The organism is Bradyrhizobium sp. USDA 10063, assembly GCF_054063735.1.
On sequence record NZ_JBSSGP010000002.1, the window covers coordinates 4,267,327 to 4,292,525 of the forward strand.

A 25,199-nucleotide genomic window follows, 5' to 3' on the forward strand; every position below is an offset into this window, starting at 1 on the left:
CAAAGGTACGCCATTGTGTCGTTAGTGTCGCACGAGCCTATCCACCGGCAAACTGCGGACAATCGATCAAGAACTTCGACCAATTGATGGAAGCACTGCGGGCGGCCACAACCTTGTTCAAGCGGCGTGGCAGCGTCCTACACTGAGCTTGGTCTAGCTGGTCGCGATCGCGCCCACAGCCGCATCGTTCATCGCCGCCAGCCCCCTGCAACCACGTTGAGCTTCGTCATGGATGACTGTGCATCGCAGACAAACTTCGTCTCCCTCAAGCAAAACTCTTGTTGGGAGCCAAGCTACAGGCGGAGGCCCATAAATGACAATATTTTTATCCTATCTTTCAAATAACCATCATTTATGATGGATGCTTGGAAATCATGTCAATTATTGGCGATGGCCGACCGACAACCCCATGCCTCTGAACGACTGAACGTTTCCCAACCAGCTTGATCGGTTTGAATATCGAAGCCGGCAGAATGGCTTCGGTGGCGCGTCTCCGGCGACCGGCTGGCGCGCCAAGTGCCCGGGCCCGCCAGGCCAGCTCGGGTTTAACGGCAGGACAGCCGCCGCGCGCTTGCCCGGCAAACATGTTGAACGGTCCGGCGTCAAAGACGCCGACGCTCCTACGCTCGCGATCGGAGCTTTGCTTGAAGGTCCGACGGCAGCTTTGCGAACCACGCGTCTTCCTCGCCTGGCGAAGGAAGAATATGACCAAGTTCCGCTACGCTCTGACCCGGAATATCCGAGATGTAGACCCAGACATCCTCCTTCGAGGAGCCCGAGATACCGCTCACTTCGTCTACGATCCGCGCAAGCAATTTCGCCTTCTGCTGTTGCGTGCGCCCGGATCGGATGTCGGCGCGTATCCAGATCTGTCCTGGGCCGGCCTCGTCACCGCCAATGTAGTGAGAGTGGGGAGCGAGGTCGTTGAAGATCACTTGCACGAAATAGCGAGGAGCGACCGCCACCTCATGGTGAATCTCGGTCAGGCATCGCGAAATGCGCGCGCGTTGGTCAGGTGAGAGTGTCCCCGAACGACTGGTACACACGTAGGTGGGCATTACATCTTCCTTTCTTTCCTCGCCTGCATCCAATTTGCGGAGATGCATCGATATCGCCGAGCACCATGTTCAATTCTCTGATCATTACGCTGTTTACGGCATTGAGCGCGGCGGGTCGGCTCAGCGTGATGAGCGCGATCTTTCCGCGCCGCTCAAACAGCAATGTCTGGAATCTTGTATCGCTTGTCATCGTGATCGAACTCCGCTCGGTTGAAACTCGAAGCTGCGGTCGAGCTCACTCGGACGCTGATTTTGCGCTGGCATCTCCGAGCGCTTGTGATCTTGGATTCGATCCGGCTCAAACCGGATTCTCTTTACGAGACGGTCCCTGACGTGACCTGCGATATTCAACTGCAGGGCCCACTCGCCGTACATTTCCAACTCGAGGCGCACGCGATATATCTCTCCTGCCGGGTCCTCGGTCGCCTTGACGGGAGCTCGATGATGCATCCCGGGCATCGAGGGCATCTCGGTGCCAATGCTTAGGTTCACACCAGAGAGCGGCCGGCTAGTGCTCGGATCCTGAATTCGTATCTCACAGTCATATTGAAGGGTCTCTGCCGTCGGGCGACAGTTTACCTCGGCCGTAAGCCTCGCTTGCGCATGACCTGTCTGGGAGGACAATGCTGACAGGACCAGCAACGCAACAGGGCTCCATTTTTTCAGCGCCTTCATGACGAGCATCCCCCTCGTCTGACGGTCCGTAGCCTAACTTCCGCAGCAAATATTCGACGAAGCACACGCAGACGGATTTGCCGGAGTTGGTACACGGCTCGCTCGTCAAGCAATCCGCGTGGTCGCACGATGAGCAGCAACGCGACCAGGCTGCCGAAGATGATCATCCTGTAGCCAGCCAACGCCCTGATCGATTCTAGAAAACCGATGTCGGCCACGACGCCAAGCAGCGGCCCCAGAGGGGTCCCGAGCCCGCCAATCAGGCCGTACGCGAGACTGTGGATCCCGAGCATCATGTCCGACAAACGCGGCTCAATGTACGTCGTGAGATGCGCGTAGAGCCCCCCGCCTATCCCGGCGAGCATTCCAGCAATCGCCGCAGCGAGAATTTTGCATCGCGCAACTGCGATACCGTGCAGTTCCGCCAACAGTGCATCCTCGCCAATCATACGGAAGACTAGGCCAAGGCGCGAACGCTCGAGCAGGACCAGAGCCGCCACTGCTGCTCCCAGAAGCAAATAGATTACCAGCAGAAACTGGAATGCATCGATGTTGTTTTCAAAGACGTAACGGATGTCACGAAAGCCATTGGTGCCTTTTGGGCCAACAAGTGCGCCATCGATCAGGATCTGGTAATCGACGAGCTCGAGCGAGATCCTGACCATCTCGGCAAAAGCGAGCGTTGCCATGGAGAAGTATAGCCCGTGCAACCGCAGTGTCGGGACACCGACCAGGAGGGCGGCAACACCGGCGACTGCGCCTCCCAGAGCCAAAGCGAGCGAGAGGGGCCACCCCCAAAGAGCCGTCCCAATGCCTGCCGCATAGGCGCCAATGGCAAAGAAGGCCTGCTGACCGAACGAAATCTCGCCCGTCAGCAGCAGGAGATATGCTGACAACGCAATGAAGCAGATCACGCCGATATTCGACATTACGGCGATAAGATGATCATCCATCGGTCACGTCCTTCGCGGCGTCAGCGCGTCAACCACCGGTGGCGGGCCGAGCAGCCCGCCCGGATGCAACACCAGAAAGCCGAACAGCACGAGATAGGCCGCCAGATCACGGGCCTGCGGCCCAAAAAGCCACTGACTGTGGATTTCTATGACGCCCAGCAGCAAGCCGCCAAGCAGCGCACCCGGCACGGAGCCAAGGCCACCGATCATCATGGCAATAAGGCCCTTGATCGTGACCCACATCCCAAACATCGGCGTCATCTGCTGATCTGCCGCCAGCACCACGAACCCAGCAATGCCGCCAATTGCCGAAGCGCCCGCAAAGGACGTCAGTGTGGTTTTGGACACATTGATACCAGCAAGATGCGCCGCAATCGGACTTTCGATGATGGCACGCACCCCCAATCCGAACCAGGTCCTGTACAGTACAATCTGTACAGCGCACGCCACGCCAAGCGCGCAGACCAACATCATGAGTTGGTCGATGCGCAACAGAAGCGGTCCGATCTCCCGCGGAGCGCCTGCCGCTAGAGCAGGAAAGGCGTAGGTGTGGCGCGGCATGACGAGCAAGGCAGCCTGCTCAAGCTGCATCCATACTGCAAAGCTCGACACCATTGAAGCAATGCCAGCGCCCGCCTTCATCGGAGCGAAGCAAAGCCGTTCGACATAGAGGCCCGCGATAACCGCCCCCGCAATCACGGCGGCCGCAACAGTCACTGCGCCGGCTCCGAAGTTGAGATGCAGCAGCGTCCCCAGATAGGCGCCCATCATGATCGACGAGCCATAGGATAGATTGAACTTGCGCATCACGCCGAAAATCAGCGTGAAGCCGAGCGCGAAGAGCCCGTAGGAGGAGCCGACCATCACACCGTCGATCGCATTCTGCACGAAATCGATCATTGTCGTCGCGCCTCGATTGCTCAATGCTTGCTGCGGCGACTTCCGAGATAAGCGCGCTGGATGACCTCATCCTCCGCCAGTTGGCCGGGCGATCCCTTGAACGTAATGCGGCCCTGTTCCATCAAGTAGAACTGGTGCGCGACCTGAAGCGCCATATGCGCGTTCTGCTCGACCAGGAAGATCGTGGTGCCGTCACGATTGAGCTCGGCTACGATCTTGAAGATTTCCGCGACGATGAGCGGTGCAAGTCCCACCGATGCTTCGTCCATCAGGAGGATGCGGGGTCGCGACATCAGTGCGCGCGCGACTGCGACCATTTGCTGTTCACCACCCGACAACGTTGCGGCAAGTTGATCGCGCCTCTCCCGGAGACGCGGGAACCGGTCATACATGCGCTCGATATCCTCTGCGATCGCAGCCTTGTCGGTCCGCTGATACGCCCCGGCGAGCAGGTTCTCCCGAACGCTCATGCGCGGAAAGACGAGCCGGTTCTCCGGCACGAGAGCGATGCCTTGGGATACGATTCGGGCTGGCGACTGGCCGCCAAGCTCCGTGTCGGCCAATTTGATGGAGCCGCGACGCGGTTGCAAAATCCCCGCGATCGTCATCATCAGGGTCGTCTTGCCGGCACCGTTGGGTCCGAGCAGACACGTGATCTTGCCGGCTTGGACTTGGAGCGAGACGCCCTTGAGCGCCTCAATCTTGCCATAGGCGGTGGCGAGGTCAGAAACAACAAGCATCATGTCACCTCACGCAGCTGCACCGAGATAAGCCTCAAGCACGGCCCTGTCCGTCTGGACAGCGGCCGGCGTTCCCTCTGAGATCTTTTGTCCGAAATTGAGCACTGCGATGCGGTCGGTCACCGCCATGACCAACTCCATATGATGCTCAATCAGGAGAATGGTCACTCCATTGTCGCGCACTTTGCGGATGCGGGCGTCGAGCTGCTCGATTTCCTCCGCATTCATTCCAGCAGCCGGTTCATCGAGCAGCAGCATCGTAGGCTTAGCTGAAAGTGCTCGCGCAAACTCCAGGCGCCTCTGCTCGCCGAACGACAGGTTGCCGGCCAGTTCATCCTGCTTGCGGGCAAGCTCGAAGAACTCAAGGAGCCCTTCGATCTCCTCGCGGACCTTGCGAGAGCCGCCGAACCACCGGCCAACTAGATTATGTTCGCGCTGAGACTTGGAGTTCTGCGCCACCCATAGGTTCTGCCAAACAGTCAGTTGATTGAACAACCGGATGTTCTGAAACGTCCGCGCAATGCCCGTCGAGACGCGTGCATGCATCGGCCATTTTGAGATATCGCGCCCCTCGAAGAGGACCCGCCCCCTCGTCAGCGGGAACAAGCCGCAAATCAGGTTCACGGTCGTACTTTTACCAGAACCGTTCGGCCCGATCAGGCCCAGGATCTCTCCGCGTTGCACGGTCAGATCGATGCCATCCACCGCTCGGATGCCGCCGAAATGCTTCGTTAATTGCTTAAGTTCAAGCACGGGCAGCAGCCTCCTCCTTCTTGGAGATCAGATGCTCCTTGTCGGAGAACAGGCGGCGCAGGGCGAACATTGTGCGGGTATCCAGCAATCCGCGCGGGCGCAGATTCATCGCGACCACGATGAGCCCGCCGAACAGAAGATTGCGCCAGTCGCCCATGAAGCGCAGACCTTCGATCAGAATCCCCTGAATGAAGATGACCGCCAGCAACGTGCTGAACACGTTGGAAAGTCCCCCGAGGATCGGATAGGCGATTGCGAAGGTGGCAAGTGCGACGCCAAATTGGGCATGCTCAATGTGGGTCGTATAGTGCGCAAACAGTGCTCCACCGAGACCAGCGATCACTCCGCCAGCGGTCATGGCCGAGACCTTTACGGCCGTAATGTTGATGCCGGCACTCTGGGCCGCAAGTTCATCCTCTCCGACGGCGCGCAGAACGGCGCCTGCGCGTGAGCGGTCCATCCACCACAGCGCCAGCATCACCACTGCGACTACGAACCAGATGAAGAGCACGACATCCAGGGTCGACCATCCGCGCTGGAGGAAATAGCGAATCTGGCGAAAGCCTTCGGCACCGTCCGGCCCAATGTGCAGATTTCCTGCCTGGATCTGATAACTGAAGTTGAAGAAGAACAGCCGCACGGCTTCACCGAAGGCGATGGTCGCCACCACGAGCATCAGCCCCTTGACTCGTAAAAGCGGGAAAACCGACCGCGCATGCCATGGCGCCGCTGACCAGACCGGCCACCACGAGCGCAATGGTGAGCGGCCACTGCGCGAGCACTGTGAGCATGCCGGCGACGTAGGCGCCGACGGCGAAGAAGCCGGCTTGCGCGAGACTCACCTGTCCCGTCAGCAGCACACAATAGGCCGACAAGCCGAGCAGCGTGTGCACTCCGATGATTTGCAAGAGACCAAGATAGAAATCCATCAGGACACCCGTTAGTCGCGGCCCGCGGGCGGCGCGAAGAGGCCGCCCGGCCGAAGCACCAGGAAAACAAAGAGCAGCAGCATGATGTAGAGATCGCGCTCGGAGACGCCACGGAAGAATTGGAAGGTATTCTCGAGCCCGCCGACCATTAAGCCTGCAATGATCGCGCCAGGAATACTTCCGAGTCCGCCGATGACCGTGACGATCAGCCCCTTGATTGTGAGCGGCAGCGATAGCAATGGAGACAACATTCCAATTGCGGCACCAGTCATCGCACCCGCTATGCCCCCAATCACACCGGTGATGACGAAAGTCAGCATGTTTACGCGCGTGACGCCGATGCCGCAGAGCTTCGACGCAACGGCCTGCTGCGAAACCGCTCGCGTGGCCAGGCCCAGCTTTGTGCGATAGAGCAGTAACAGCAGCAACGCCATGCAAACGAAACCGAGAGCGAAGACGAACATCAGATCGCCGCGCAAGTTGAATGGGCCCACGGGAATGATGACGTCGGAGAAAAGCGCCGGATAAGTCATCGGCACACCTGAGGTCGCATGCACGATGATCTCATCAAACAAGAGCAAGAGACCGACCGTCGCCATCAGGGTTGCGAGCGGATTTGTGAGGGGGATAAACTTGAACCCGCAGAGATAGACAAGTCCGCCGATCGCACCACCAGCAACGGCCGCCATTGCGAACGTAGCTACGGGTGGCGCATGGATTCCGGGCAGAATTAGTAAGCTCGCATAGGCGGCGCCGATCGAGGCGCCCGCATGGGCCAGATTGATCTTGTGCATGACGCCGAAGATCATCGTAAAGCCAATGCCCAGCAACGCATAGGTCGCGCCAAACAGGACGCCATCGACGATAGATTGGACAGCATCAATGAGATCAATCAGGTCCACGGACATTCAACATGGTGCAGGGTGGATAGGGCAAAGGGGGCGACGGGCACGCTGCTCCGCCCGAAATCTCCGCTTATGCGGACGGCTTATGCAAGACGACCCACACTCCGCTCTTCGCATTCACAAAGAGGAACGGCTTGATCGCCTCGCGCTCCGGCGTGCGCCCAATCTTGCCGAGAAGGCCGTCAACCTCTTTCAGCCCAGCAAGACCCCGGCGCATCTTCTCCCGATCAGCTTGCACAGTGCCGGGCTTTGCCATGATCTTCTGCTGCTCGATCACATCTTTGAGCATGAACATGATCTCGTAAGCCGCGGCGCTGTGCAGGTCAGCACTGCCACCGAACTTCGCAATCTCATCGGCCGCCTTCTTGGCTTCCGGCGTCACCGGCGCATAGCTGGTCGGAATGACGATACCCTCCGCCTGCTTGGCACAGCCCTGAAGGGTTTCAATGCTTGAGGAGCTCGTGAGGCCAATCAGGAGCTTGGGCTTCACCCGCTGGCGCTCCATCTCTTTCAGCACGCCGCAAGTGGTGAACGGGTGCGCCGAGATAGCGACGACGTCTGGAGTGGTGTGCTTCATTTCGCGCACCTGGGTCGAGAACGTCGTATCGGCGAGCAACCACTCGCTCTGGCCGACGATCTGAAGTCCGTTGGCTTCAGCTTGCGACTTCATCACGCCGTAAGTGGCGTTGGAATGAGCGAAGTCTTTTTCGACGCCACCATAAATGGTCTTCAGATCCGGATGCTGTTGCTTGATCCAGGCAAACAGCGACTTGTACATCTCGAGTTCGCTTGGGACGTTTCGGAACGACCATTCAGAGATCTTAGCAAGGCCGCCTTTCGCGGCCACGTCGGCGACAATCGGGAACTGCAGGCCGCTATCGGACGCATCGCCGACCTTCTTTTGCAGAATGCCAAAGAGGGATTCGGCGACATTCGAACACGTGGGTCCTATGGCTACGAAAGCATCGGTCGAAGCGACGCGGCGGAGCGCCGAGATGCCCTCTTCGGCGTTGCATCGATCGTCCAGAAACTCGACTTGAACCTTGGCCTTCGTGCCGTCACCTAGCGTGACGCCGCCGGCCTTGTTGATGTCTTCAGCACCGGCCTTCATAGCCGCCTCGCTGTTGACACCGAAGACACGAACGACACCCGATTTGGCTCCGATGCCCACGATCTTGACGGTCCGCTCCTGAGCCAGCGCCGGCATCCCAAAGCCGAGCGCTGTGACGGCAAAAGCAGCCGAGCAAAACAAAAGCAGTCTGTTCATAGGTCCCCTCCCTTGCCCCTCGAAACGGGCTTTGATCAAGGGAAGCTAACGGCGGGGTCGCATAAATAGAAATCGTTTGATTCTATCTTTACAATAACTATTGTTTATGCAGGAGCGCGCCCCCATGGAAATCTATCAATTTCGCCAACTGCTTGCGGTTGCGGAGACGAACAGCTTCACCCGCGCCGCCGAGCGGCTGAACGTTTCGCAACCCGCCCTGTCAGCCGGGATTTCGAAACTCGAGGAAGAGCTTGGCGTGGTTCTGGTTCACCGCGACCGGCGCGCGGTTCATCTCACGAAACACGGGCAGCGCCTGGCTGTGCGGGCGAGGCAGGTCCTGGAGGTTTGCTCTAATGCACGGGCGGAAATGCGTGAGAATGACCGGCTCGAGACCATTGCCCTTGGCGTCATGCCATCCCTCCCAATAGCGAAGATATCGGCCATCGCCAAAGCCTGCGTTTCCGCCTTTCCCGAGATATCTTTCGACTTTCGAGAGGGCCACAGTGCAGAGCTTCACGAAATGCTGGGCAAAGGGAAACTCGATCTAGCATTTGCGTCGTCTCTGACGGAAGAGGACGGCCCGCTGCAGGCGCGGCTCCTCGACGAGCCGTATATGCTCGCCTGCCATATCGATCACCCGCTGGCACGGTGCGGCGCGATCTCATTGAGCGACATCGACGGCGAAAACTTCGTTCTGAGGACGTCATGCGAGGCCCGTCGTGCAACGCAAGATATCATGACCGAACGGGGGATCCGCACTAAAGTCGTCGCACGAACCGCACAAGACGACCGCGCGTTCAATCTTGTTGCAGCAGGAATCGGGCTCGCCTTGATGCCGGCTCTATTTTCCGGCGCCGGTGTGGCGCGCGTACCGATTTCGGATTTCTCGGTATCTCGAACTTTGGTGGTACGCATGAATCCAAAGTCGAAGGGGGCGGCTGAAGCGGTTTTCAATTTCCTGAAGGAAAAAGACGTTCGCTATCTATAGTCAACGGAAGATCCGGTATCGGACGCCGAAGACGCTGCCAACGTCGCCTTCTCTGCTGTGGGCCGCACTTCCGCCGCATCCTCCTGGCTGAGAGATCTTTGGCCCCTTATCCTGGCCACACTCATTGCAGCCTTCAGCCTCAGATCGGCATCTTAACGGGCGCCAGTATAGTAGCCGGAATTTCAATCGTTGGCCAAAGTTTCTGCTGACCTCTATCCCGTTCCTGAGAGTGTTCGATACCTGCGTTCAGCGCTTCAGGCGGCGCCTTGCTCTTCTGCTCCGCAAGCTCTATGAGCGCACCAGCGTCTTCGCCACCAATCTCAGCTTCGCTAAATGGGCTAGCGTCTTCGGCGACGCCCAAGATGATCATGGCCTTGCTCGACCGATTTACGCACCACTGCCATACGGGACTAGGACGACAGCTTCCGCTTCAAGACAGCTCGGACAAGCCACCCAGACGTACAAGGAGAAGCCGCGAAACTTCATCCCCGACCACGATCAGCCTGGCTCACCTCTCAGTCGAAATCCAGGTCACCGCTCGCGGGAACCAAAAGCTTGACGTTGGCTCGAGGACCGAGACGGGGTGCCTCCGGCGCCCGAGGGGAAAATCAATTGGCATTTATGGGGAGCATAACTCCGACATTAGTACGCGAGCGTGACGACCGGTCTTCCAGGCCTGCGGCCCTTCGGCCTAATAGCGCTCGACCCCCGTCGTCACCGTCTTGGTGGTTGTTCCGGAGGCCGCCGCTACCGCGCTCCGGCGGCTCACCTCGCAGAACCCAACGGGCCATCTCACCTCGGCCCTTCGGAGTCAATCGGGTATTTTTGTGAACGTCCACTCGCCCTCCTGCGAAACTGACACTTCGCAATCTCAGCTTCCTCGGACCAGACCGAGTGGACAATCTATTGAAAGCTTTCATCTAGAGTTTGCCGTGCAGGCGGCGAAGCCCCCTACTGAAGGCAGCGCCCATGATCGATTCATGACTTTCCTCAGGATAGATGTGCGCCTCGACTGAAAATAGGGCACCTTGCCATTTCTGGAGTATTTGTTCCATCAAAAACATGTCGCCCGGCAAGTCCGCGGCGGTCATTGCAGTCTGCACCACTGATCTGATGCTTTCGGGCAGCGGCACACCAAACTGGCGGCCGAATCGCGCACGGTTCTCGAGTTCGCCAGCACACATGTAAACGCTTGCTGGTGGGGCATGGTTTGCTTCAACAAACCGTTTGGCCACACCAAGCAGAGCATGATCGTTCCACCATAGCGATGGGCTGACTGCAAGATAGCGACGAAACGCATCAGGGCGGTGCAGCAGTGCGTAGAGAACGAAAAGACCGCCGAAGGACTGGCCGGTCAGCGTCGCCTCGTCGAGATCGATAGGAAAGGCTTCAGCGAGCGATGGTTTGAGTTCATCCGCCAGGAAGGCGAGGAAAGCGTCCGCCCCTCCCGTCGGCGCGACACCGGAAAGTCCGGCAAGCACGGGCGCCACAGGCTCGAAGGCGGGCCATGCCGTAGTCAGATCACGGTTTCGTTTGAGGACGAACGGCGGATCGGCATCAAGTGGGTAACCGATGCTGACTCCGTAGAGCAATGGCAAGTCCAGTCCAATGGCGCAGCTCTTGATCGTGCTGATGAGAGAACCCGCGCTTAGTTCGGCGTCCGTCGCTATCACCAGCGCACCACGCTCGTCCGCGGGAGGCGCCCGATTCGGCGTGATACACACACGCAGAACGTCATCGATATTGTCAGGTCTAACCAGCCATACCTCCATACCTGACAATAAATTATCCCTATGTCGCTCGATAATCTTCATCCATAACTCCGACACTTGCACCGTGACGACGTTAGAGACCGGAGAGTCCGGCGGATTGCAGAAATCGGACTTCATACGACTAAGCCGGTAACAAGATGTTGATGTCGCGTGGGCACATCCGCGAAGTCGTCGAACACTCAAAGCAACAATCTCGCGCACATAGGCGCCGCCGGCAAACGCAATCTCACACATGCCCGAAAGAGGGGGCGTGCATCCGTATGGCTGGCATGTCTCCCGCCAGCCCAAGCCGCCTTGTGCCGCGATAAACCTCAGGTCAGTAACCGTCCCAAAAGAAAGATCGCTGATTGGAGCTTCGGTCCGGGTAACAGGCTTGCGCGAGCGCATCCGAAGCATACGGACGCTTCTTCTCGAGACCCGCCGGCTCTCCGCGGTCTCGCGCAAATCGGAGTGCTGGCAGGCCATCGGGAGGACGATATGTGGTGGTGGCGGATAGCGGAAGATCGTGTCCCGTGGCGTGGTGGAACTAATGGTAGGTCACCGCCGATACTGTGGCGGGTCGGAAGGCATCAGCCTGCCACAGCGGGCAGACCGACGATGGGATCATCGCTCAAGGGCGCGATGGTTTCCAGGGCTATGTAGCGGGCGCGCTGGACCGCCCATTCGTCGTTCTGTTCGAGCGGGATCGTTCAGGACTTCGATCACTCGGCATTCGCAGACCTGTCCTTGACCACAGTCATGGACGGTGCGCTGTAGCTCCGCGCGAAGCATGGTCAAATGCTCGATGCGGCGATCGATCTCGGCGATGTGTCGCCGTGCGATTTCGTCGACCTCAGTGCAGGATTGGTTCGGCCTAGCGTTCGCGAGCGTGACGGACAAAGTTAAGCCGGGCAGCAAATACGTCCTTCGGACCGTCATCGTCATCAACGGCGCGATGTTTCTCACGGAGATCATCGCTGGCGAACTCGCGGGCTCGCAGGCACTGAAAGCCGACGCGCTCGATTTCCTCGGCGATACGATCACCTACGGCCTGAGCCTAGCCGTGATTGGGGCAACGCTGCGGACACGGGCCACCGCCGCCCTGTTCAAGGGACTGTCGCTGAGCCTCATGGGCCTATGGGTGTTCGGGTCCACAGTCTACCAGACGCTCATTCTGGGTGTCCCAAGCGCAGAGGTCATGGGCGTGATCGGGTTTGTCGCCCTTGCCGCCAATCGCGCGTCGGTCGGACTGCTGATGCCTTACAAGGATGGCGACGCAAACGTGCGGTCGGTCTGGCTCTGCTCACGCAACGACGCCATCGGCAACACGGCGCTGATGTTGGCTGCCCTGGGTGTCTGGGGCACCGCGACAGCATGGCCGGACTTGATCGTGGCAGCGATCATGGCGGGCAGCTTCGTAACGTCTTCCGCGCAAACCCTACGGCAAGCGTGGGGGAGTATCGGGATGAAAGAGCCAATCTGCCAGCGCGGCTGATAAAATTATATACGACAAACAATGATAGATGAGTGCCAGTTCAATCCTTACGGGCTCGCAATTTGGGAATGTTCGCTCCAAGGACGCTGTGTCTCGGCACTCGAGCACAGCAGCGTCTTGCGCTCGACGCTCGTCCATTGTCCCGCGATCTTTCTGCAATATCTGCCGCAGGACAGGTCAGATCGAACACTTTGCCACGACCTTGCAGGCGTCAGCAATCGATTAGCGCACTGTCAAACAATCGTGCGGCCTGATTCAGTTTCCGCGGAGTTATATTAGTTCGCCCCAGGAAAGTTGGCGAGTCATGCTATTTCGCTGCGGAAAGGAGTTCATCGCGCGCGTTGAACGACGTTACCGAGGACATTCGCACCGAAGCAGTTCGGTCACCCGGATGGATTCGGCGCAGCCTCCGCTTTCCTGCGCTCGACGCAAGCCGGAGATATTACCGGCCAGAATGTGTTGATTGACGGCGGCGGCTATCCCGGGACATTTTGATCAGGCTGCACGAATTTCGCCGCTGAAGCATTAGCGAAGCAGGAATCGCAGAAAATTGTAGTCTGGCGTGGAAAATCGCGAGGTGACGGAGAGGTGTCAGTCAATGCCCCTTGATGTGATGCAAGGCTTTTTTTCGCCGACGGGCGGCAACCGGCGATCCGAGCTACTAGTCTAGCACGTGTTGAAAAACTCAAATCAATGTCGCTAAACCAATAGGCAAACCGGCTCCCTCTCGACTGGTGGCTGGTTCTAATGCAAACTTCGCCCTTAACTGGGGCGATCGAGCGCTACCATCAATCGCGGGAAATCGTAGAAAATCGTAGTTTGGCGTGCAAAATCGTAGCACGTCGTAGCGGGGGAGCGACTCGAACCCCCGACACAAACGATCCGTTCTGGCTCTGCAACACGCGGTACCCTGCGGCGACGGGCAGAATACATTGTCCGTTTTGCTCGCCGCAATATCCTATTCTACGACGAGCAAGTAATCGCCCTGTACCATCGGATCAGCGCTCTGTATCGAATGGGGTGAAGATACATAGGAAAGGAGAAGATGCGGAAACAAAGGAAGGTCGCGCGGCCATCCAGCCGTGCGACGCCCGATTACAAAAAAAGTCGCACGAAGCTCGTTTTTCCCTCAATAGACATCTGGCGAAGCTATTGGAAACCAAAGATTTTCCTTTGGTGGGCGCACCAGGGCTCGAACCTGGGACCCGCTGATTAAGAGATAGCGACGCGTTGAGAACAATCAATGACTTACTGGTCGCACCCCAGGGCTTATCCGGCAGAAGATGGGGATTCGTCGCACGATCAAAATCTTTCGTTGCACTGGCTGTTATCCGAGCGATCTGAATACCGATTCCGTAGGAGGAACCTTGCCATCTAATGCTGAAAGGATTGCGCCCCTTGGCGAGACTACCCAGTTCCCGACTGCTAAGGACCTAGATCCAGTCCGGCACACGCCCAGACATCAGTACGCGCGTCCCTAACGCTTCCTGCGGAACACGCTGTTTCGAAGCAAACAAGGTGGTGACGAGCCCTCGCATGTTAGGTGGAAGCCAAGCAAGATCCTCATCCGTCGCCCGCTCGCTTGCCTCAAGTGGCGTGCGCGTCCCATGCTCAAGAAGCCATGCATAGAGTGACGCTGCGGGCTGAAGTGGAGGAGCGAGACGCAAGGCGCGCCGCTGCGCCGCCTGGCTGGCAATCCGCAAGCCGGCCGGGTCGATGTCGCCAAAGTAGTATAAGGCCTCCGCCTGAAACCGCCCTATTAGCTCGTCGATGAATGTCTCGTCGTAGGCGAGGCTCTTGGCGTGGCCGCCACCCGCATACGCCACCGCCGACAGGCGGGCCGCTGACCGATTCCACATCGAAAACGAGACCCAACTGTCGTTGTTCTCAACGATCAGAAGGTGTTTGCCGACAGCCGATGATAGTCCTGCCTCGAAAGGAAGCGGAATGGGACAGACAACTGCCAATTCGCGAAGCGCGAAACGGCGTAGTCCCGTCCCGCGGGGCATTGGCCAGTCGCGACCAGGAATCGGAGGAACGCGCGTGTCGAGGTCGCAATTGTTTTGGCCCGACCACGGCTGTGCGGCGCGCTCCAGAACAAAGGCCCGCACCGGGTGGGGGCCAATACATGCGGAGCATCAGAACGAACTTGCCGGCCGGTGCTGGAAGCCAATTGGATTCCTTGCCAGGTCCGGGTGAATCCTTCTGGATGTAGAGGTCGGTGGACCCATCGGGATTAGTCTTGAGATTCTGCCGAGGGCTGATCGAATAGCGGTTGAACGGATTGTTCACGAAGAAATACTTGTCATCATACATTGGAAGCGACCAGAAGCCGCTTACCGGCGGTAGCGCCCTTCTTGAAAATGCATGACGTACTTGTCCGCGCCATCATACGACCTGTCTTCGTCGTCCTTCAGCGAAGTCGGATAGACCGCATCTTGGGGTCGATGGGCTCCGAGACCAATGGCCGTCACCAGGGCCCGCATGAGGTAGTCGGTGCCGTAGATGCCGGTTTTTGTTGTAAATCCCCGACCGTTAATGTCTTTGATCTCACTGTTGAGCTTGAACTGAGCCATGATCCGGTCGAAGGCGATCTCAGGGATTCGTTTGACAAAATCCGCATTGAGCTTGGCTCTTCCATAAAGTGCTACATCTCGCCGGCCGCTACTTCGATTTCGTCCTATACGGTGGCACGGAAAGCATGCGACGGTCGCTTTAAGATTGGCTCACCGACGTGGAACTGAATCTTCGAGCGCGGCTGCATGTTCCCGTCGGGCGGCCAGATTCGTATCCCCGTTGAGCTCTAGCTAATTCGTCTGCTCGTCTCGCGTCAGAGCCAGCGCAAGCAATCTGATCGCTGGCGCGGCCAACAAGACCACCGGCAACATTGTCACCCAAGCGATCACCCAGGATGACAGCCAGTTCTGTAAGAAATTACCGCCCGCGAGCGAAGGAAGACTGGCGATGCCAGCAGCGATCAGGCAAGTCAATCCGGACTGAATGACGCCAAAAACGAAATGGGTGTAGCGACGCGGAATGCCGAGCATCGGATAACCTCGACGGCACAGATGCAAGCGCTATGCCGAAACCAAAAAGCGGTCCCCTCGGCTTCTCCGGACGCCTGTAAATCGTGTCGATGACTTATTCGAACAAATCGCAGCGGATCTCGTTCTTTGTTCATGAAACTGTCCTGATCTCGGGAGCGGGCATAGCTGGGCCCATGTTAGCTCGGTCATGTGCTCCCGAGGTTCCACGGTGGCAGACCCTGTTCCCCTTCCTTTGAAAACCTGGAACAGATCGTTGCGTTCGCGGCGTTTTGGGATTGCTTGATCGGCCTCATCCGTGTGAAATAACAGTAGGGTGTCGGCTGCATGGCGCAGCGAGGCAGGTCAGTGCGTTGGTCGGGCCGCCGCGCGGAATGCGTGCGTCTATGGTTGAAACACCACGACATCCGCCGCGGAGCCAAGTCTTGGCTGAACGCGTGTTTGACACGCTTCAGCGGTTTCTGCACATCGAGGCAATTAGCGGTATCGTGCTGTTGTTCGCAGCCATGGCTGCGATGATTTGGGCGAACTCGCCCTTCGCGCAAAGTTACGACGTTTTTTGGCACATGCCCGTCTCGGTAGGATTCGGGCCTTTCGTATTCTCCCGAACGCTACATTTCTGGATTAACGATGTCTTGATGACCGTGTTCTTCTTGGTGGCCGGCATGGAGATTAGACGTGAAATCCATGAAGGCGCTCTAAGCAATCTCAGGCAGGCGATACTTCCGATTGCGGCGGCGTTGGGCGGCGTCCTTGTCCCCGCCTTGATCTACGTGGCTATCAACAGCGATCCCATAAGCCGCAATGGCTGGGCGGTACCGACCGCTACAGATATAGCTTTTGCTGTCGGTGTCCTGGCCCTCCTAGGCCGGTCTATCGCCGTCAACGTTCGTGTTTTCCTGTTGGCCCTGGCAATTATCGATGATGTCGTCGCCGTCCTAATTATTGCGTTTTTCTACTCGGAAGGTATTTCCTACGGGGGGTTTGCCGTCGCTGGCTTAGGCGGGCTGGTGGTACTGGGCCTTCAACGGATTGGTGTAGGTTCAGCCTACGCTTACGTGCCCGCCGGCGCGGTGATCTGGGCTGGTCTGCTGATGATTGGCTCTCACCCGACTCTCGCCGGTGTCATGCTTGGTTTGATGACGCCTGTGAAGCCTCTTCCGATGCGGGAGCATCCGATAGACGTGGTGACCCGCATCGCAGACGAATTGCGTGGGCTTCGCGAGCTTGCGAGAGGAACTCGTTGGATGGAGCGCCCGCTACATCAGCTTCAGCTTGCCAATCGAGAGATGCTGCCTCCAGTTGTCCGTGTGCAAACAGCGTTGCACCCATGGGTCGCTTACGGCGTGATGCCTCTATTCGCGTTAGCAAACGCAGGCGTCAGCTTGAGCGGCATCGACCTATCTGTCGGAGGATCGCAACTGGTGATGGCCGGTGTGGCCATTGCGCTAGTGGCAGGTAAGCCGATGGGCGTGATGGGCGCGACCTGGCTTGTGGTGAGGATCGGATGGGGCAGACTGCCACCCGGAGTTTCATGGCCGGGTGTCTGCTTGATCGGCCTGCTGGCCGGTATCGGCTTTACGATGTCGATCTTCATCGCACTGCTCGCCTTCGATGACGAAAGCCTATTGGCTGCTGCGAAGCTCGGCGTGCTCGTAGCTTCGGTAGTCGCGGCTTGCCTTGGTTTGAGTTGGGGCATGCTGCAGGTCAAAAAGCAATAGAGCTACGGAGCGAGACCTTTGACTATCGTTACCGTCGACATCATTGTGATCAGCATAGTCATCGCCTTTATCAGCGGGGTTGCAGTTCTTGCAAGAAACTCAAACAATCAAAACGATTAGGCGACAATTTTTGAAGTTTTTCTGCGAAGAAGGTTTGAACAACGGCGCATGTTGAGCGCGGCGGACTACCAAACTGCCCGCACCCTTCAGTGATTTAGAGCAGACAGTTGGACTCCAAGCAACAACCTGATGCTTACGAAAAGTTCAAACTTGGACCAATGCGCGGGACGTCCCAAGCGTTGATTGGCTACGGGATGAGCCATCGGTGATGCCAGAAGGCCCATCGAACAGTCCACCGACCGTGCTGATACCCACCAGGAAGCCACCGAGAACGAGTGAACCCCAATGGGCCACCATACGATGTCCCGGAAGGGCAATCAGGCTCAGGCACAATCCACAGTAAGTAGAGGATGCCGAAGAACCAAAGAGCGGCATGAGTCGAATGCGCATGCGAGCATCCTACGCGGAGCCGTCAGTTCCCCGCCGCCGATTCTCAGTCCTCGTAGCTCTCGATCACGGCGTCGGCGACCGCGCGCTTGGTGATGATGCCGACCACGTCGTTGATGCGGGGGCGCGCCGTGCCGCGAAAGACGACCGCGGCTCCGGCGCGATGACGCTTCAGCCGCGCAAAGGCCAGGCTCAAAAGATCCTGGTCGCGGCAAATCACGAGCCGACTTTCGACAAACTTCTCGACGCGCACCTCCGGATTGGTGCGAGCTTCCAGCCACAACCCGGAGCGCGGCGGAATGAGGCCGACGATGCGTCCCTCCCGCTCGACCACGATGGGGCGCACGTCGTCGATGTCGTCGGGCAACATCGCGTCCTTCAGCGTCGTACCAGCTCTGGCCACAATGAAACCTATCTCCATGACGTCCTGCGCCTGCTTCACGAGATAGAGGTTGATGTGCCGCTCCTTGGGGATGCGGTGACCGCGGTGGCGTAATTTGATCGTATAGATCGTCTCGCCAATCAGCGAGCGGCGGACGCCGGCGGCCAACGCGACCGCAACGATCACAGGCACGATGATCGCGTAATCGCGCGTCATCTCGAATACCATAACAATCGCGGTCATGACGCCGCCGGTACCCGCGCCAACCATGGCTGCCATGCCCATGATCGCTGCAGATGGCAGGGTCAGACCGGAGTCCGGAAGGATGATGCCGATGGCTGAGGCAAAGGCTGCACCGAGGGTCGCGCCAAGATAAAGCGACGGCGAAAAAATGCCGCCCGAAGCGCCGCAGCCGAGACTAACGGTGGTCGCGAGCATCTTGAGAAGAACAGCAAAGCGAGCAGGCCCACCGCCGTCATGTTCTGGTCGAAGATCGACTGGATGACCGAATATCCGACACCGTCAATATAGGGATGCCCAAACACGCGGATCAGAACCACCATGATCAACCCGATGATGGCCATACCGATGATGTTCTGCGTGTATTCGTTTCCGGGCAGCTTCGGGAAGCCGTCCTCCATGATCACGAGCAGGCGGATGAAGGCCCAGGCCGCGGCCCCGCAGAGCAGTCCAAGCAGCACCAGGCTCAGGATTTCACCCGGCGCGAGCGAGTTCGCCGGCGAAAACTGCACGTCGGGGACTGTAAAGGCTGGATCGGGTCCGATCAGGATCCGGCCGATCGTGGTCGCGGCTCCCGTTGCCACGGCCACGGGAAGGAACGTGCGGTTGGAGACTTCCGGCAACAGGATCTCAAGGGCAAACAGCACGCCGCCGAGCGGCGTATTGAAGGTCGCCGCAATGCCGGCACCGGCACCGGCCGAGAGCAGCGTGATCTTCTGCCAGGTCGACAGTCCGAGAGATTGGGAAAAGGCCGAGCCCAGCGCCGAACCGATCTGGATGATCGGACCCTCGCGCCCGACGGCCGCGCCGCTGCCGATCGAGAGCGCCGAGGCCAGCGCCTTGACTAGCGCAACCTTGCCGCGGATGTTGCCGCGCTTGTAGAAGACCGCGTCCATCACCTCGGGAACGCCGTGTCCCTTGGCCTCCGGCGCAAACGTCTTCACAATGTAAACAACGAGGAGGCCGCCGATGATCGGTGAGAAAAAGACAAGGTCGCCGAAACGGCTTGGGCCCTCGCTCAGATTGGCGTCGAAAACGTAGCTCAGTTTGCCATTGTAGAAGAGATTGTGCACGATTGCGATCAAGGCCCGAAACGCAACCGCGCCGAAGCCCGTCATCACCCCGATCACCAGAGCAAGTCCGCAAAGCGTCAGCAGGCTCACCCGCCGCTCGTCACCGGCAGTTTTGACGCCGGGGCCAATGAGCACGGGTCCGCCTTCGGACGCAATTTCGGCTGGCATTCGGACTCACCATTTGAAAAATCATGAGTTCAGGTAATATACCAACGTGCCGTGCACAAAAGTGTTTCTTGCCGATAGCGCATGCATTCGCCGCAGACCTTGGCAGTGGTTGCGAAATGGTCAATTAATACGGTCGGATCCTCATGTAGCAAGGGCCAGCAATAATCGGGGACCGCCAGCGGTCGGCGATATCTCCGCCGATGGCGAGGACGGAAAATGCAACGGCCTTGATGACCAGGTTGCGGAAAAGCAGCCCAGCGTGTGTTTTGGGCGCCTATGCGCCGCAAAGCGCTCGGCGCCTTTCTGCTTTATGCTGATATGGTCGCGCAACAGCGCTCCACGCACTTCGGCGGCACGCGCAACGGCATGGCCCTGGCTTGGCCCGCGTGTATCAAGGATAGAGGCGGCATCCGCCACCAGGTCCACCACGTCATCGACGTCGTGCCGACGATCCTCGAAGCAGCCAGGCTGCCGGAGCAGGTGATGGTCAACGGCGTGGCGCAGCGGCCCATCGAGGGCGTCAGCATGGCGTACACGTGGGACGATGCCAAGGCGTCCGGCCGCCGGGTGACTCAGTACTTCGAGATGTTCGGCTCCCGCGCGATCTATCACGACGGGTAGATCGCCTCGGCGCCTCCCATCCAGGGACCCTGGGATGTGACGATGACGAACCGCCCCTCGGACGTCATGAACGGTTCAAGTGGGAACTCTACAACGTCGCGAAAAACTGGGACGCAAGCCGACCGTTTGCCACGAAAAGCTTGAGCAGCGGCGATGCTCCACCGATGCCTCGCATCAATGCAAGAGCGAGTAGATACTCTCGGCCGCACCCAAAGCGAGCAGTGCAAGGACAAGCGGAGGATAGACAACCGGAGCTGCTCTGAAACGGAGGAAGCGGGGGCTGTTGCCAGCCTTGTCCGGCATTCCTAGCCAAATCAGACTTGCGGCGACGATGACCAGTACAAATCCTACAGCCGAATTCATGATGTCCTGCTACGGTCCCATCGGTTGCGATCTTCCGAAATTACTGCGCGAGCCGGGCTTTTAGTTTCCTGGTCAAACTATCGTCTTGTCTCCCTGCATCCGAAGGCAATGGCTTCGGTCGCAGAACAGAACCAGCGATCGCCATGTCTGGCTTCCATCGAAATGCGCTTGTACCAGCGGCCAGTCGGCCGGTGAAAGATGCACTTGCCCTCAGTGTTGACGTTGCCTTTGATCGCACACTCTGGAGATGGTGGATCGCTCCCGAACGCCGACATAAGCAATCGAGATGAGAGTTGACCTGCCATCGCCGGCCTGCCGAGGATTTTCGCGTGCCCATTGTGCTGTCGCCAATCCAGGGGCGCGACGAATGCTCCCGCCCACAGCCCGGAGGCTGTCAGCCGCGCCTCCTTCTCGTTCTCCAGATAGATCGGAAGCCCCGTGGTTGACGCAATAGCCCACCCGCTTCGAACCATCTGTCGAGCGATATCCTGTCCATTCACCTCGCATTTGGCGAGCAAGCGGCCGTAAAGGTTCTTGCTAACTGTCCTGCATTCCCAGCGTTTATCCTGGACTTGCATTCCAAGTTGCTCGCGTGCTTCGAGTCCACATCTGCGCTCCGCCCCCCTCTCATCGAAGCACAGCTGGTCTATCTGAGGCGCATCTATACCTTCGAGCTGGACACTGGTGGTTCCGAACGCCACCGTATCTCCATCGATGATTCTGGGAACACCGCTAAACTCGTTGACCGCTCCGGCACCGGTACCATTGAGAGCCGCAACGAGATAAAGTGCTGTCTTGATCAATTGATATCTTCGCACGATCCGCCACTGCCGCGATCGGCCGGATGATCAGCCAATCATAAGGACGTTGGCCACTTTGATCATCGGGGCGGGATGCCGGCAACGCACCACCTCTTCTTCTTGGCCCGCTACCGTACCAATTATCGTGTCTCGGCCCGACGTGGGGATGGCCGCGTCGATTGCGTTCAAATTGTGGAAAGGTGAAATTCGGTCCAAAAGGGGGCTATCATGTTTGGACCGAACAAGAATGAATATCGCTATCCGAAGGGATTCTGTATTTTCTGCTCAGCTACGACGCCACACGTCCACGAACGCTTGGCGATCGATCGCCGCTTGGTGACGCGTTCCGTGTGCCTTGCCTGCAACAGAGAGCAACCAAAAGAGGCGAAGCAGGAAGTGCCGCCTCCATGAAGGAACCTCCATCAAAACGCCTGTCCATCTTGCGCCGAAGTGATGCATCGAGGCGGACTACATCGCGCCTCCTGTTGGTCGCGGAGATGGCAGCCTGATGCTACCGGGATCAGGCTGCATCATAGACCTCGCGGGCTAGAGATGGCCGACTCATACGTTCCCGATGACATTCGGGATTTCATCCTGAAGCACATCGATTCAGTGGCGCAGATCGAGGCGCTGCTATTGATCCAGTCGCATCCTCAGGAACGATGGACCATTCCGCAGATTGCTGCCCGTCTCTACATGGGCGACAGCGACACGAAAGAGGCGCTCGATCGCCTTCGCACAACCGGGTTGCTTGACTGCGAAAAGGAAGTCTATCGACTTGAGGGGGTTTCGGCTGGAAACATGCTCCTGATCGAGCGACTTCTTGCTGTTTACACTCGTCATCTTATTCCGGTGACCAACATCATTCACGCAAAGCCACGCCGGATTCGCTCGTTTGCTGACGCGTTCAAGCTGCGAAAGGATCCCTGAAATTGGCCGTGGTCGTCTTCAGCCTTTGCGCGCTAACGTGCGCCGTCTGCGCGGCTATGTTGCTGGACGGATACCGAAGGCAAAAATACCGGCTGTTGCTTTGGAGTGGACTTTGCTTTGCCGGTCTCACACTGAACAACTCGCTGCTCGTCATCGACAAGGTCATTTTTCCCGATGTCGATCTCTCGCCTTGGCGGCTGTCCGTCGCCTTGGTTGCCATGACCATCCTCTTGTACGGCCTTATCTGGGACGTCGAATAATGAGCAATCTTTCATCCGTTCTCTCTGGAGCCGTCGCCATGGCATCTCTCGCAGTCACATTGTTCTTTCTGAAGTTCTGGCGTCAAACGTGGGACACCTTTTTCCTGTTATTCGCCCTCGCGTTTGGAATTGACGCTCTGGCGCGGGTTGTGCTAGGCCTGACGAGTCTCTCCGGCGAGTTCGAACCGTTTCCCTATTGTACGAGATTAATCACCTTCGCTTTGATCATCTCTGCGATCGTGATCAAGAATCGCGTGCGCGGGAAGTGAATACGGGGAAGGCGCCGAATGGCGAACACAGAACGCAATGCGCTAGTCCGAGCCCGGAGATTCGGTCGGGCAGGATCGCCGGGATGGCCTTCCGTCTACCCTGACGGAAGGCCATCCGCAGGTGGCCGTCGCTTGCACTACGAACTGGTGTCGCCGTTCATCACCGGTCCGAACAACTCCCAGGACGTTCCGTTGAAGCGCATCAGTTGCAACTGCTGAATCGGCGAAAAATCCGAAGCGCTCGTATTGATCTTGATCCCAGGCAGAAGCAGTCCCGGATCAAAATTCTTCAGGTTCGCCGCCTGCTTCATGACGTTCTCACGAATCAGGTTGTCGCCGCACATCTTGAGGACATGGACAAGTGTCCGCGCTACGGAATAGCCGACCGCAACGCCTGCGTCGGATTTGTCGGCATCCGGCATATATTTGTCGAGAAATGCCGCCCACTCCTTTGAATCCGGCTCGCTCGTCCACTTGGGATCCGTTTCATCTTTCATGTATGCCGCCGAGACAATTCCTTTCGCATTTTCGAATCCGGCGGGCTTCAGAACCGCGCCGATAGATGCACTCACGTTGTTGAGAATGAAGAGCGGGTCCCAACCTAGCTGACGCACCTCGCGGATTGCCTGCGCCGCAAACTTGGGCGTCGCCACGGTGAACAGGACATCGGCTCCGCTAGCCTGCAAATTAACAATGTGAGATGATATCGTCGGCTCTGATACGTCGTAGCTGTCCTTGGCCACGATCATGTTCGCCTTGTCACCTAGCCCATCCACCAGGCCTTTCAGGTAATCCTTGCCGTAATCGTCGTTCTGGTACAGTACCGCGATTTTCGCGTTCGGCTTGTGTTCGAGGATATAGCGAGCGTAAATCCGTGCTTCAGTCTGATAGTTCGGCTGCCAGCCCATGGTCCATGGAAAATCCTTTGGATCCGCCCATTTTGTGGCCCCGGTCGCGACGAACAATTGCGGTACCTTCTTTTGGTTCATGTAACGTTGGATGGCGCTGTTGGTCGGCGTGCCAAGCGAGTTGAAGATCAGCAAGACGCCGTCGCTCTCGACCAGCTTGCGCGCCTGCTCGACCGTCTTCGGCGGACTGTACGAATCATCGTAGGAGATGAAGTTGATCTTGCGGCCGTTGATGCCGCCTTCATCGTTGACCATGTGGAAATAGGCCGCTTCGGTCCGACCGATGACGCTGTAGGCAGAAGCCGGCCCGCTATAGGGCATGATGTTTCCGATCTTGATATCCGTATCGGTTGCGCCGGTGTCGTATTTGGTTCCGGCAGCCGCGGCTCCGGTCGACATGACCAGCGCGATCGACGCAATCAGGGCAGCCGCTCTTTGCATGTTGGCTTTCATGTCATGCTCCTTGGTCGTAGTTTCCGACTGAAGAAGCCCCCGCTTGATATGACGAACCGATCTGCCGCTATGAATGCGCGATCCGAATCGCCGGTGACAAGGCGAGCGAACGATCATGGGCGGAGCGAATCACGCGATAACAATCGCAAGAAGCTGTTTCCAGCCGGATTTCGTCGACGATGACGATTCGCCCGCGGCTTCGCCGGATCATGCCGGCATTCTCCATCTCACCAACCGCCGTCGTGATTCCAGCACGGCGCACCCCCAGTGCCTGCGCCATGCAACGATGCGTGAGCGCAATCTCGTTTGAGCCCAACCTGTCTCTGGCAACCAGCAGCCATCTGGCCAGGCGCTGTGGCAGGTTATGCCGCGAGTTGCACGCGACCAGCTGCGAACTGTGGATCAGCGTCGCCTGCACGTATCCCAAGAGCAGCTTTTCAATTTCGACGTTCGTTTTGATCAGCTCGATGAGGTCCTCGGCTTCCAGCCGCAGTGCTTGACCTGAAACCTGGACCGTGCAGCGATGTGGCGACACCCGCATTCCCAGAATGAGGGGAAGGCCGACGAAATCCCTTTGGCCCAATGTATGAATCTCGACCGCCGGGCAGTCTCCCGCCCGCGTGGTAAGCGAGGCGGCGCCCGATTCGATGAAATAGGCGTGCCGCAGTTGCAATCCTCGCTCATGCAATACCTGTCGCCGAAGCAGGCGGACCGACTCGCAACGATCAAGAAGTTGGCGACGCGATTGTGGCGACAGACGGCTGACGAGATCGTTGGCGATGGTGCAACTGGACTTCCCAGCCCAAATGTGAGGCGCCTCTGGCGCTGCAGTATCCGTCCCATCCGGATGTCTGGTCTTTGCTTCCGCCGTTTGATCGGGCCCGAGCATAACTACCTCCTGGATGAATGATTCGAAGAGTGAGACAGAACACCTTCATCTGCAGTCGGGCTGAGCGTCAGCACCCGTCAGGAAAAACCTGACCCCTGCCCCCCAACTCTGCGGCATTCTTTGGAGACAAAAAAACCTAGTTCTTTCAAAGACTAGG

The 25,199-nt window shown here is 58.2% G+C and carries 23 protein-coding genes and 4 pseudogenes; 8 read left to right on the top strand and 19 right to left on the bottom strand.

Annotated elements, in window-relative coordinates:
• Window positions 1-620 precede the first annotated feature (620 nt).
• The 10 genes from ACVJGD_RS22215 to ACVJGD_RS22260 all read right to left on the bottom strand — a co-directional run bounded on the left by ACVJGD_RS22215 (window position 621) and on the right by ACVJGD_RS22260 (window position 8,219).
• Window positions 621-1,106: a tautomerase family protein gene (locus tag ACVJGD_RS22215; protein ID WP_456636321.1), complete on the bottom strand. Its 486-nt coding sequence runs from the start codon at window positions 1,104-1,106 to the stop codon at window positions 621-623.
• Window positions 1,107-1,244: 138 nt separating this feature from the next.
• A complete protein-coding gene (locus ACVJGD_RS22220) occupies window positions 1,245-1,733 on the bottom strand; it encodes a FixH family protein (RefSeq protein WP_456636322.1) in 489 nt (162 codons plus the stop codon).
• Window positions 1,730-2,686, bottom strand: a complete 957-nt coding sequence (locus ACVJGD_RS22225) for a branched-chain amino acid ABC transporter permease (RefSeq protein WP_456636323.1) — start codon at window positions 2,684-2,686, stop codon at window positions 1,730-1,732. The genes ACVJGD_RS22220 and ACVJGD_RS22225 overlap by 4 nt, the downstream gene beginning before the upstream one ends.
• Window positions 2,687-2,689: 3 nt before the next feature.
• On the bottom strand, window positions 2,690-3,586 hold the full coding sequence (locus tag ACVJGD_RS22230) for a branched-chain amino acid ABC transporter permease (protein ID WP_456636324.1): 897 nt from the start codon (window positions 3,584-3,586) through the stop codon (window positions 2,690-2,692).
• 20 nt (window positions 3,587-3,606) lie between these two features.
• The gene (locus ACVJGD_RS22235; RefSeq protein WP_456636325.1) at window positions 3,607-4,329 is read right to left on the bottom strand and encodes an ABC transporter ATP-binding protein; all 723 of its coding nucleotides are present in this window, start codon (window positions 4,327-4,329) and stop codon (window positions 3,607-3,609) included.
• Between the two features lie 6 nt (window positions 4,330-4,335).
• Window positions 4,336-5,079, bottom strand: coding sequence for an ABC transporter ATP-binding protein (locus ACVJGD_RS22240; protein WP_456636326.1), 744 nt, complete (start codon window positions 5,077-5,079; stop codon window positions 4,336-4,338).
• Window positions 5,072-5,755, bottom strand: coding sequence for a branched-chain amino acid ABC transporter permease (locus ACVJGD_RS22245; protein WP_456636327.1), 684 nt, complete (start codon window positions 5,753-5,755; stop codon window positions 5,072-5,074). The genes ACVJGD_RS22240 and ACVJGD_RS22245 overlap by 8 nt, the downstream gene beginning before the upstream one ends.
• Window positions 5,724-6,008, bottom strand: a complete 285-nt coding sequence (locus tag ACVJGD_RS22250) for an ABC transporter permease subunit (RefSeq protein ID WP_456636328.1) — start codon at window positions 6,006-6,008, stop codon at window positions 5,724-5,726. Before ACVJGD_RS22250 ends, ACVJGD_RS22245 begins: the two co-directional genes overlap by 32 nt.
• 11 nt (window positions 6,009-6,019) lie before the next feature.
• Entirely contained in the window at window positions 6,020-6,910 is an 891-nt protein-coding gene (locus ACVJGD_RS22255; protein WP_456636329.1) for a branched-chain amino acid ABC transporter permease, read from the bottom strand.
• Window positions 6,911-6,983: 73 nt separating this feature from the next.
• Window positions 6,984-8,219, bottom strand: coding sequence for an ABC transporter substrate-binding protein (locus ACVJGD_RS22260; protein WP_456636330.1), 1,236 nt, complete (start codon window positions 8,217-8,219; stop codon window positions 6,984-6,986).
• Between the two features lie 85 nt (window positions 8,220-8,304).
• Between ACVJGD_RS22260 and ACVJGD_RS22265 the strand changes: the two genes are divergently transcribed.
• Both ACVJGD_RS22265 and ACVJGD_RS22270 read left to right on the top strand, forming a co-directional pair.
• Window positions 8,305-9,168, top strand: coding sequence for a LysR family transcriptional regulator (locus tag ACVJGD_RS22265; protein WP_456636331.1), 864 nt, complete (start codon window positions 8,305-8,307; stop codon window positions 9,166-9,168).
• Between the two features lie 274 nt (window positions 9,169-9,442).
• Window positions 9,443-9,578: pseudogene (locus tag ACVJGD_RS22270) on the top strand (ATP-binding protein); the annotation flags it as partial.
• A gap of 510 nt (window positions 9,579-10,088) precedes the next feature.
• On the opposite strand, the gene ACVJGD_RS22275 reads toward ACVJGD_RS22270, so the two are convergent.
• Complete coding sequence (locus ACVJGD_RS22275) at window positions 10,089-10,982, bottom strand: alpha/beta hydrolase (RefSeq protein WP_456636332.1); 894 nt, start codon at window positions 10,980-10,982, stop codon at window positions 10,089-10,091.
• Between the two features lie 759 nt (window positions 10,983-11,741).
• Window positions 11,742-11,864, bottom strand: a pseudogene (locus ACVJGD_RS22280) (hypothetical protein); the annotation flags it as partial.
• Between ACVJGD_RS22280 and ACVJGD_RS22285 the strand changes: the two are divergent.
• On the top strand, window positions 11,809-12,414 hold the full coding sequence (locus ACVJGD_RS22285) for a cation transporter (protein ID WP_456636333.1): 606 nt from the start codon (window positions 11,809-11,811) through the stop codon (window positions 12,412-12,414). The pseudogene ACVJGD_RS22280 and the gene ACVJGD_RS22285 overlap by 56 nt on opposite strands.
• A gap of 1,433 nt (window positions 12,415-13,847) precedes the next feature.
• Here ACVJGD_RS22285 and ACVJGD_RS22290 read toward each other — a convergent pair.
• From ACVJGD_RS22290 to ACVJGD_RS22300, 3 genes and pseudogenes are all read right to left on the bottom strand, one after another.
• On the bottom strand, window positions 13,848-14,423 hold the full coding sequence (locus tag ACVJGD_RS22290) for a Wadjet anti-phage system protein JetD domain-containing protein (RefSeq protein WP_456636334.1): 576 nt from the start codon (window positions 14,421-14,423) through the stop codon (window positions 13,848-13,850).
• Between the two features lie 109 nt (window positions 14,424-14,532).
• Window positions 14,533-15,044, bottom strand: a pseudogene (locus ACVJGD_RS22295) (DUF1214 domain-containing protein); the annotation flags it as partial.
• A 177-nt stretch (window positions 15,045-15,221) separates the two neighbouring features.
• Window positions 15,222-15,461, bottom strand: coding sequence for a DUF2798 domain-containing protein (locus ACVJGD_RS22300; protein WP_456636335.1), 240 nt, complete (start codon window positions 15,459-15,461; stop codon window positions 15,222-15,224).
• A 383-nt stretch (window positions 15,462-15,844) separates the two neighbouring features.
• Between ACVJGD_RS22300 and nhaA the strand changes: the two genes are divergently transcribed.
• On the top strand, window positions 15,845-17,179 hold the full coding sequence (gene nhaA, locus ACVJGD_RS22305; RefSeq protein WP_456636336.1) for a Na+/H+ antiporter NhaA: 1,335 nt from the start codon (window positions 15,845-15,847) through the stop codon (window positions 17,177-17,179).
• 553 nt (window positions 17,180-17,732) lie between these two features.
• On the opposite strand, the pseudogene ACVJGD_RS22310 reads toward nhaA, so the two are convergent.
• Window positions 17,733-19,549, bottom strand: a pseudogene (locus ACVJGD_RS22310) (chloride channel protein).
• A gap of 276 nt (window positions 19,550-19,825) precedes the next feature.
• Between ACVJGD_RS22310 and ACVJGD_RS22315 the strand changes: the two are divergent.
• Window positions 19,826-20,170, top strand: coding sequence for a hypothetical protein (locus ACVJGD_RS22315; protein ID WP_456636337.1), 345 nt, complete (start codon window positions 19,826-19,828; stop codon window positions 20,168-20,170).
• Window positions 20,171-20,610: 440 nt separating this feature from the next.
• Here the strand turns inward: ACVJGD_RS22315 and ACVJGD_RS22320 are convergent, their stop codons facing one another.
• Window positions 20,611-21,336: a thermonuclease family protein gene (locus tag ACVJGD_RS22320; protein ID WP_456636338.1), complete on the bottom strand. Its 726-nt coding sequence runs from the start codon at window positions 21,334-21,336 to the stop codon at window positions 20,611-20,613.
• 549 nt (window positions 21,337-21,885) lie between these two features.
• Here ACVJGD_RS22320 and ACVJGD_RS22325 point away from each other — a divergent pair.
• From ACVJGD_RS22325 to ACVJGD_RS22335, 3 genes are read left to right on the top strand one after another with little or no spacing between them, the layout of a single operon-like run.
• The gene (locus ACVJGD_RS22325; RefSeq protein WP_456636339.1) at window positions 21,886-22,263 is read left to right on the top strand and encodes a hypothetical protein; all 378 of its coding nucleotides are present in this window, start codon (window positions 21,886-21,888) and stop codon (window positions 22,261-22,263) included.
• Between the two features lie 8 nt (window positions 22,264-22,271).
• Complete coding sequence (locus ACVJGD_RS22330; protein ID WP_456640333.1) at window positions 22,272-22,523, top strand: DUF5985 family protein; 252 nt, start codon at window positions 22,272-22,274, stop codon at window positions 22,521-22,523.
• Complete coding sequence (locus ACVJGD_RS22335) at window positions 22,523-22,792, top strand: DUF5985 family protein (protein WP_456636340.1); 270 nt, start codon at window positions 22,523-22,525, stop codon at window positions 22,790-22,792. Before ACVJGD_RS22330 ends, ACVJGD_RS22335 begins: the two co-directional genes overlap by 1 nt.
• A 137-nt stretch (window positions 22,793-22,929) precedes the next feature.
• On the opposite strand, the gene ACVJGD_RS22340 is transcribed toward ACVJGD_RS22335, so the two are convergent.
• Window positions 22,930-24,153, bottom strand: coding sequence for an ABC transporter substrate-binding protein (locus tag ACVJGD_RS22340; protein ID WP_456636341.1), 1,224 nt, complete (start codon window positions 24,151-24,153; stop codon window positions 22,930-22,932).
• Window positions 24,154-24,220: 67 nt separating this feature from the next.
• The gene (locus tag ACVJGD_RS22345; RefSeq protein ID WP_456636342.1) at window positions 24,221-25,042 is read right to left on the bottom strand and encodes a Crp/Fnr family transcriptional regulator; all 822 of its coding nucleotides are present in this window, start codon (window positions 25,040-25,042) and stop codon (window positions 24,221-24,223) included.
• Window positions 25,043-25,199 lie beyond the last annotated feature (157 nt).

What these genes read in the sequence shown, in the direction of transcription:
- ACVJGD_RS22340 (WP_456636341.1), bottom strand. Translation starts at nt 24,153, where the DNA reads ATGAAAGCCAACATGCAAAGAGCGGCTGCCCTGATTGCGTCGATCGCG.
- ACVJGD_RS22265 (WP_456636331.1), top strand. Translation starts at nt 8,305, where the DNA reads ATGGAAATCTATCAATTTCGCCAACTGCTTGCGGTTGCGGAGACGAAC.
- ACVJGD_RS22225 (WP_456636323.1), bottom strand. Translation starts at nt 2,686, where the DNA reads ATGGATGATCATCTTATCGCCGTAATGTCGAATATCGGCGTGATCTGC.
- nhaA (WP_456636336.1), top strand. Translation starts at nt 15,845, where the DNA reads ATGGTTGAAACACCACGACATCCGCCGCGGAGCCAAGTCTTGGCTGAA.
- ACVJGD_RS22250 (WP_456636328.1), bottom strand. Translation starts at nt 6,008, where the DNA reads ATGGATTTCTATCTTGGTCTCTTGCAAATCATCGGAGTGCACACGCTG.
- ACVJGD_RS22325 (WP_456636339.1), top strand. Translation starts at nt 21,886, where the DNA reads ATGGCCGACTCATACGTTCCCGATGACATTCGGGATTTCATCCTGAAG.
- ACVJGD_RS22275 (WP_456636332.1), bottom strand. Translation starts at nt 10,982, where the DNA reads ATGAAGATTATCGAGCGACATAGGGATAATTTATTGTCAGGTATGGAG.
- ACVJGD_RS22345 (WP_456636342.1), bottom strand. Translation starts at nt 25,042, where the DNA reads ATGCTCGGGCCCGATCAAACGGCGGAAGCAAAGACCAGACATCCGGAT.
- ACVJGD_RS22235 (WP_456636325.1), bottom strand. Translation starts at nt 4,329, where the DNA reads ATGATGCTTGTTGTTTCTGACCTCGCCACCGCCTATGGCAAGATTGAG.
- ACVJGD_RS22220 (WP_456636322.1), bottom strand. Translation starts at nt 1,733, where the DNA reads ATGAAGGCGCTGAAAAAATGGAGCCCTGTTGCGTTGCTGGTCCTGTCA.
- ACVJGD_RS22215 (WP_456636321.1), bottom strand. Translation starts at nt 1,106, where the DNA reads ATGCATCTCCGCAAATTGGATGCAGGCGAGGAAAGAAAGGAAGATGTA.
- ACVJGD_RS22315 (WP_456636337.1), top strand. Translation starts at nt 19,826, where the DNA reads ATGCGCCGCAAAGCGCTCGGCGCCTTTCTGCTTTATGCTGATATGGTC.
- ACVJGD_RS22335 (WP_456636340.1), top strand. Translation starts at nt 22,523, where the DNA reads ATGAGCAATCTTTCATCCGTTCTCTCTGGAGCCGTCGCCATGGCATCT.
- ACVJGD_RS22290 (WP_456636334.1), bottom strand. Translation starts at nt 14,423, where the DNA reads ATGCCCCGCGGGACGGGACTACGCCGTTTCGCGCTTCGCGAATTGGCA.
- ACVJGD_RS22230 (WP_456636324.1), bottom strand. Translation starts at nt 3,586, where the DNA reads ATGATCGATTTCGTGCAGAATGCGATCGACGGTGTGATGGTCGGCTCC.
- ACVJGD_RS22245 (WP_456636327.1), bottom strand. Translation starts at nt 5,755, where the DNA reads ATGCTCGTGGTGGCGACCATCGCCTTCGGTGAAGCCGTGCGGCTGTTC.
- ACVJGD_RS22300 (WP_456636335.1), bottom strand. Translation starts at nt 15,461, where the DNA reads ATGCTCGGCATTCCGCGTCGCTACACCCATTTCGTTTTTGGCGTCATT.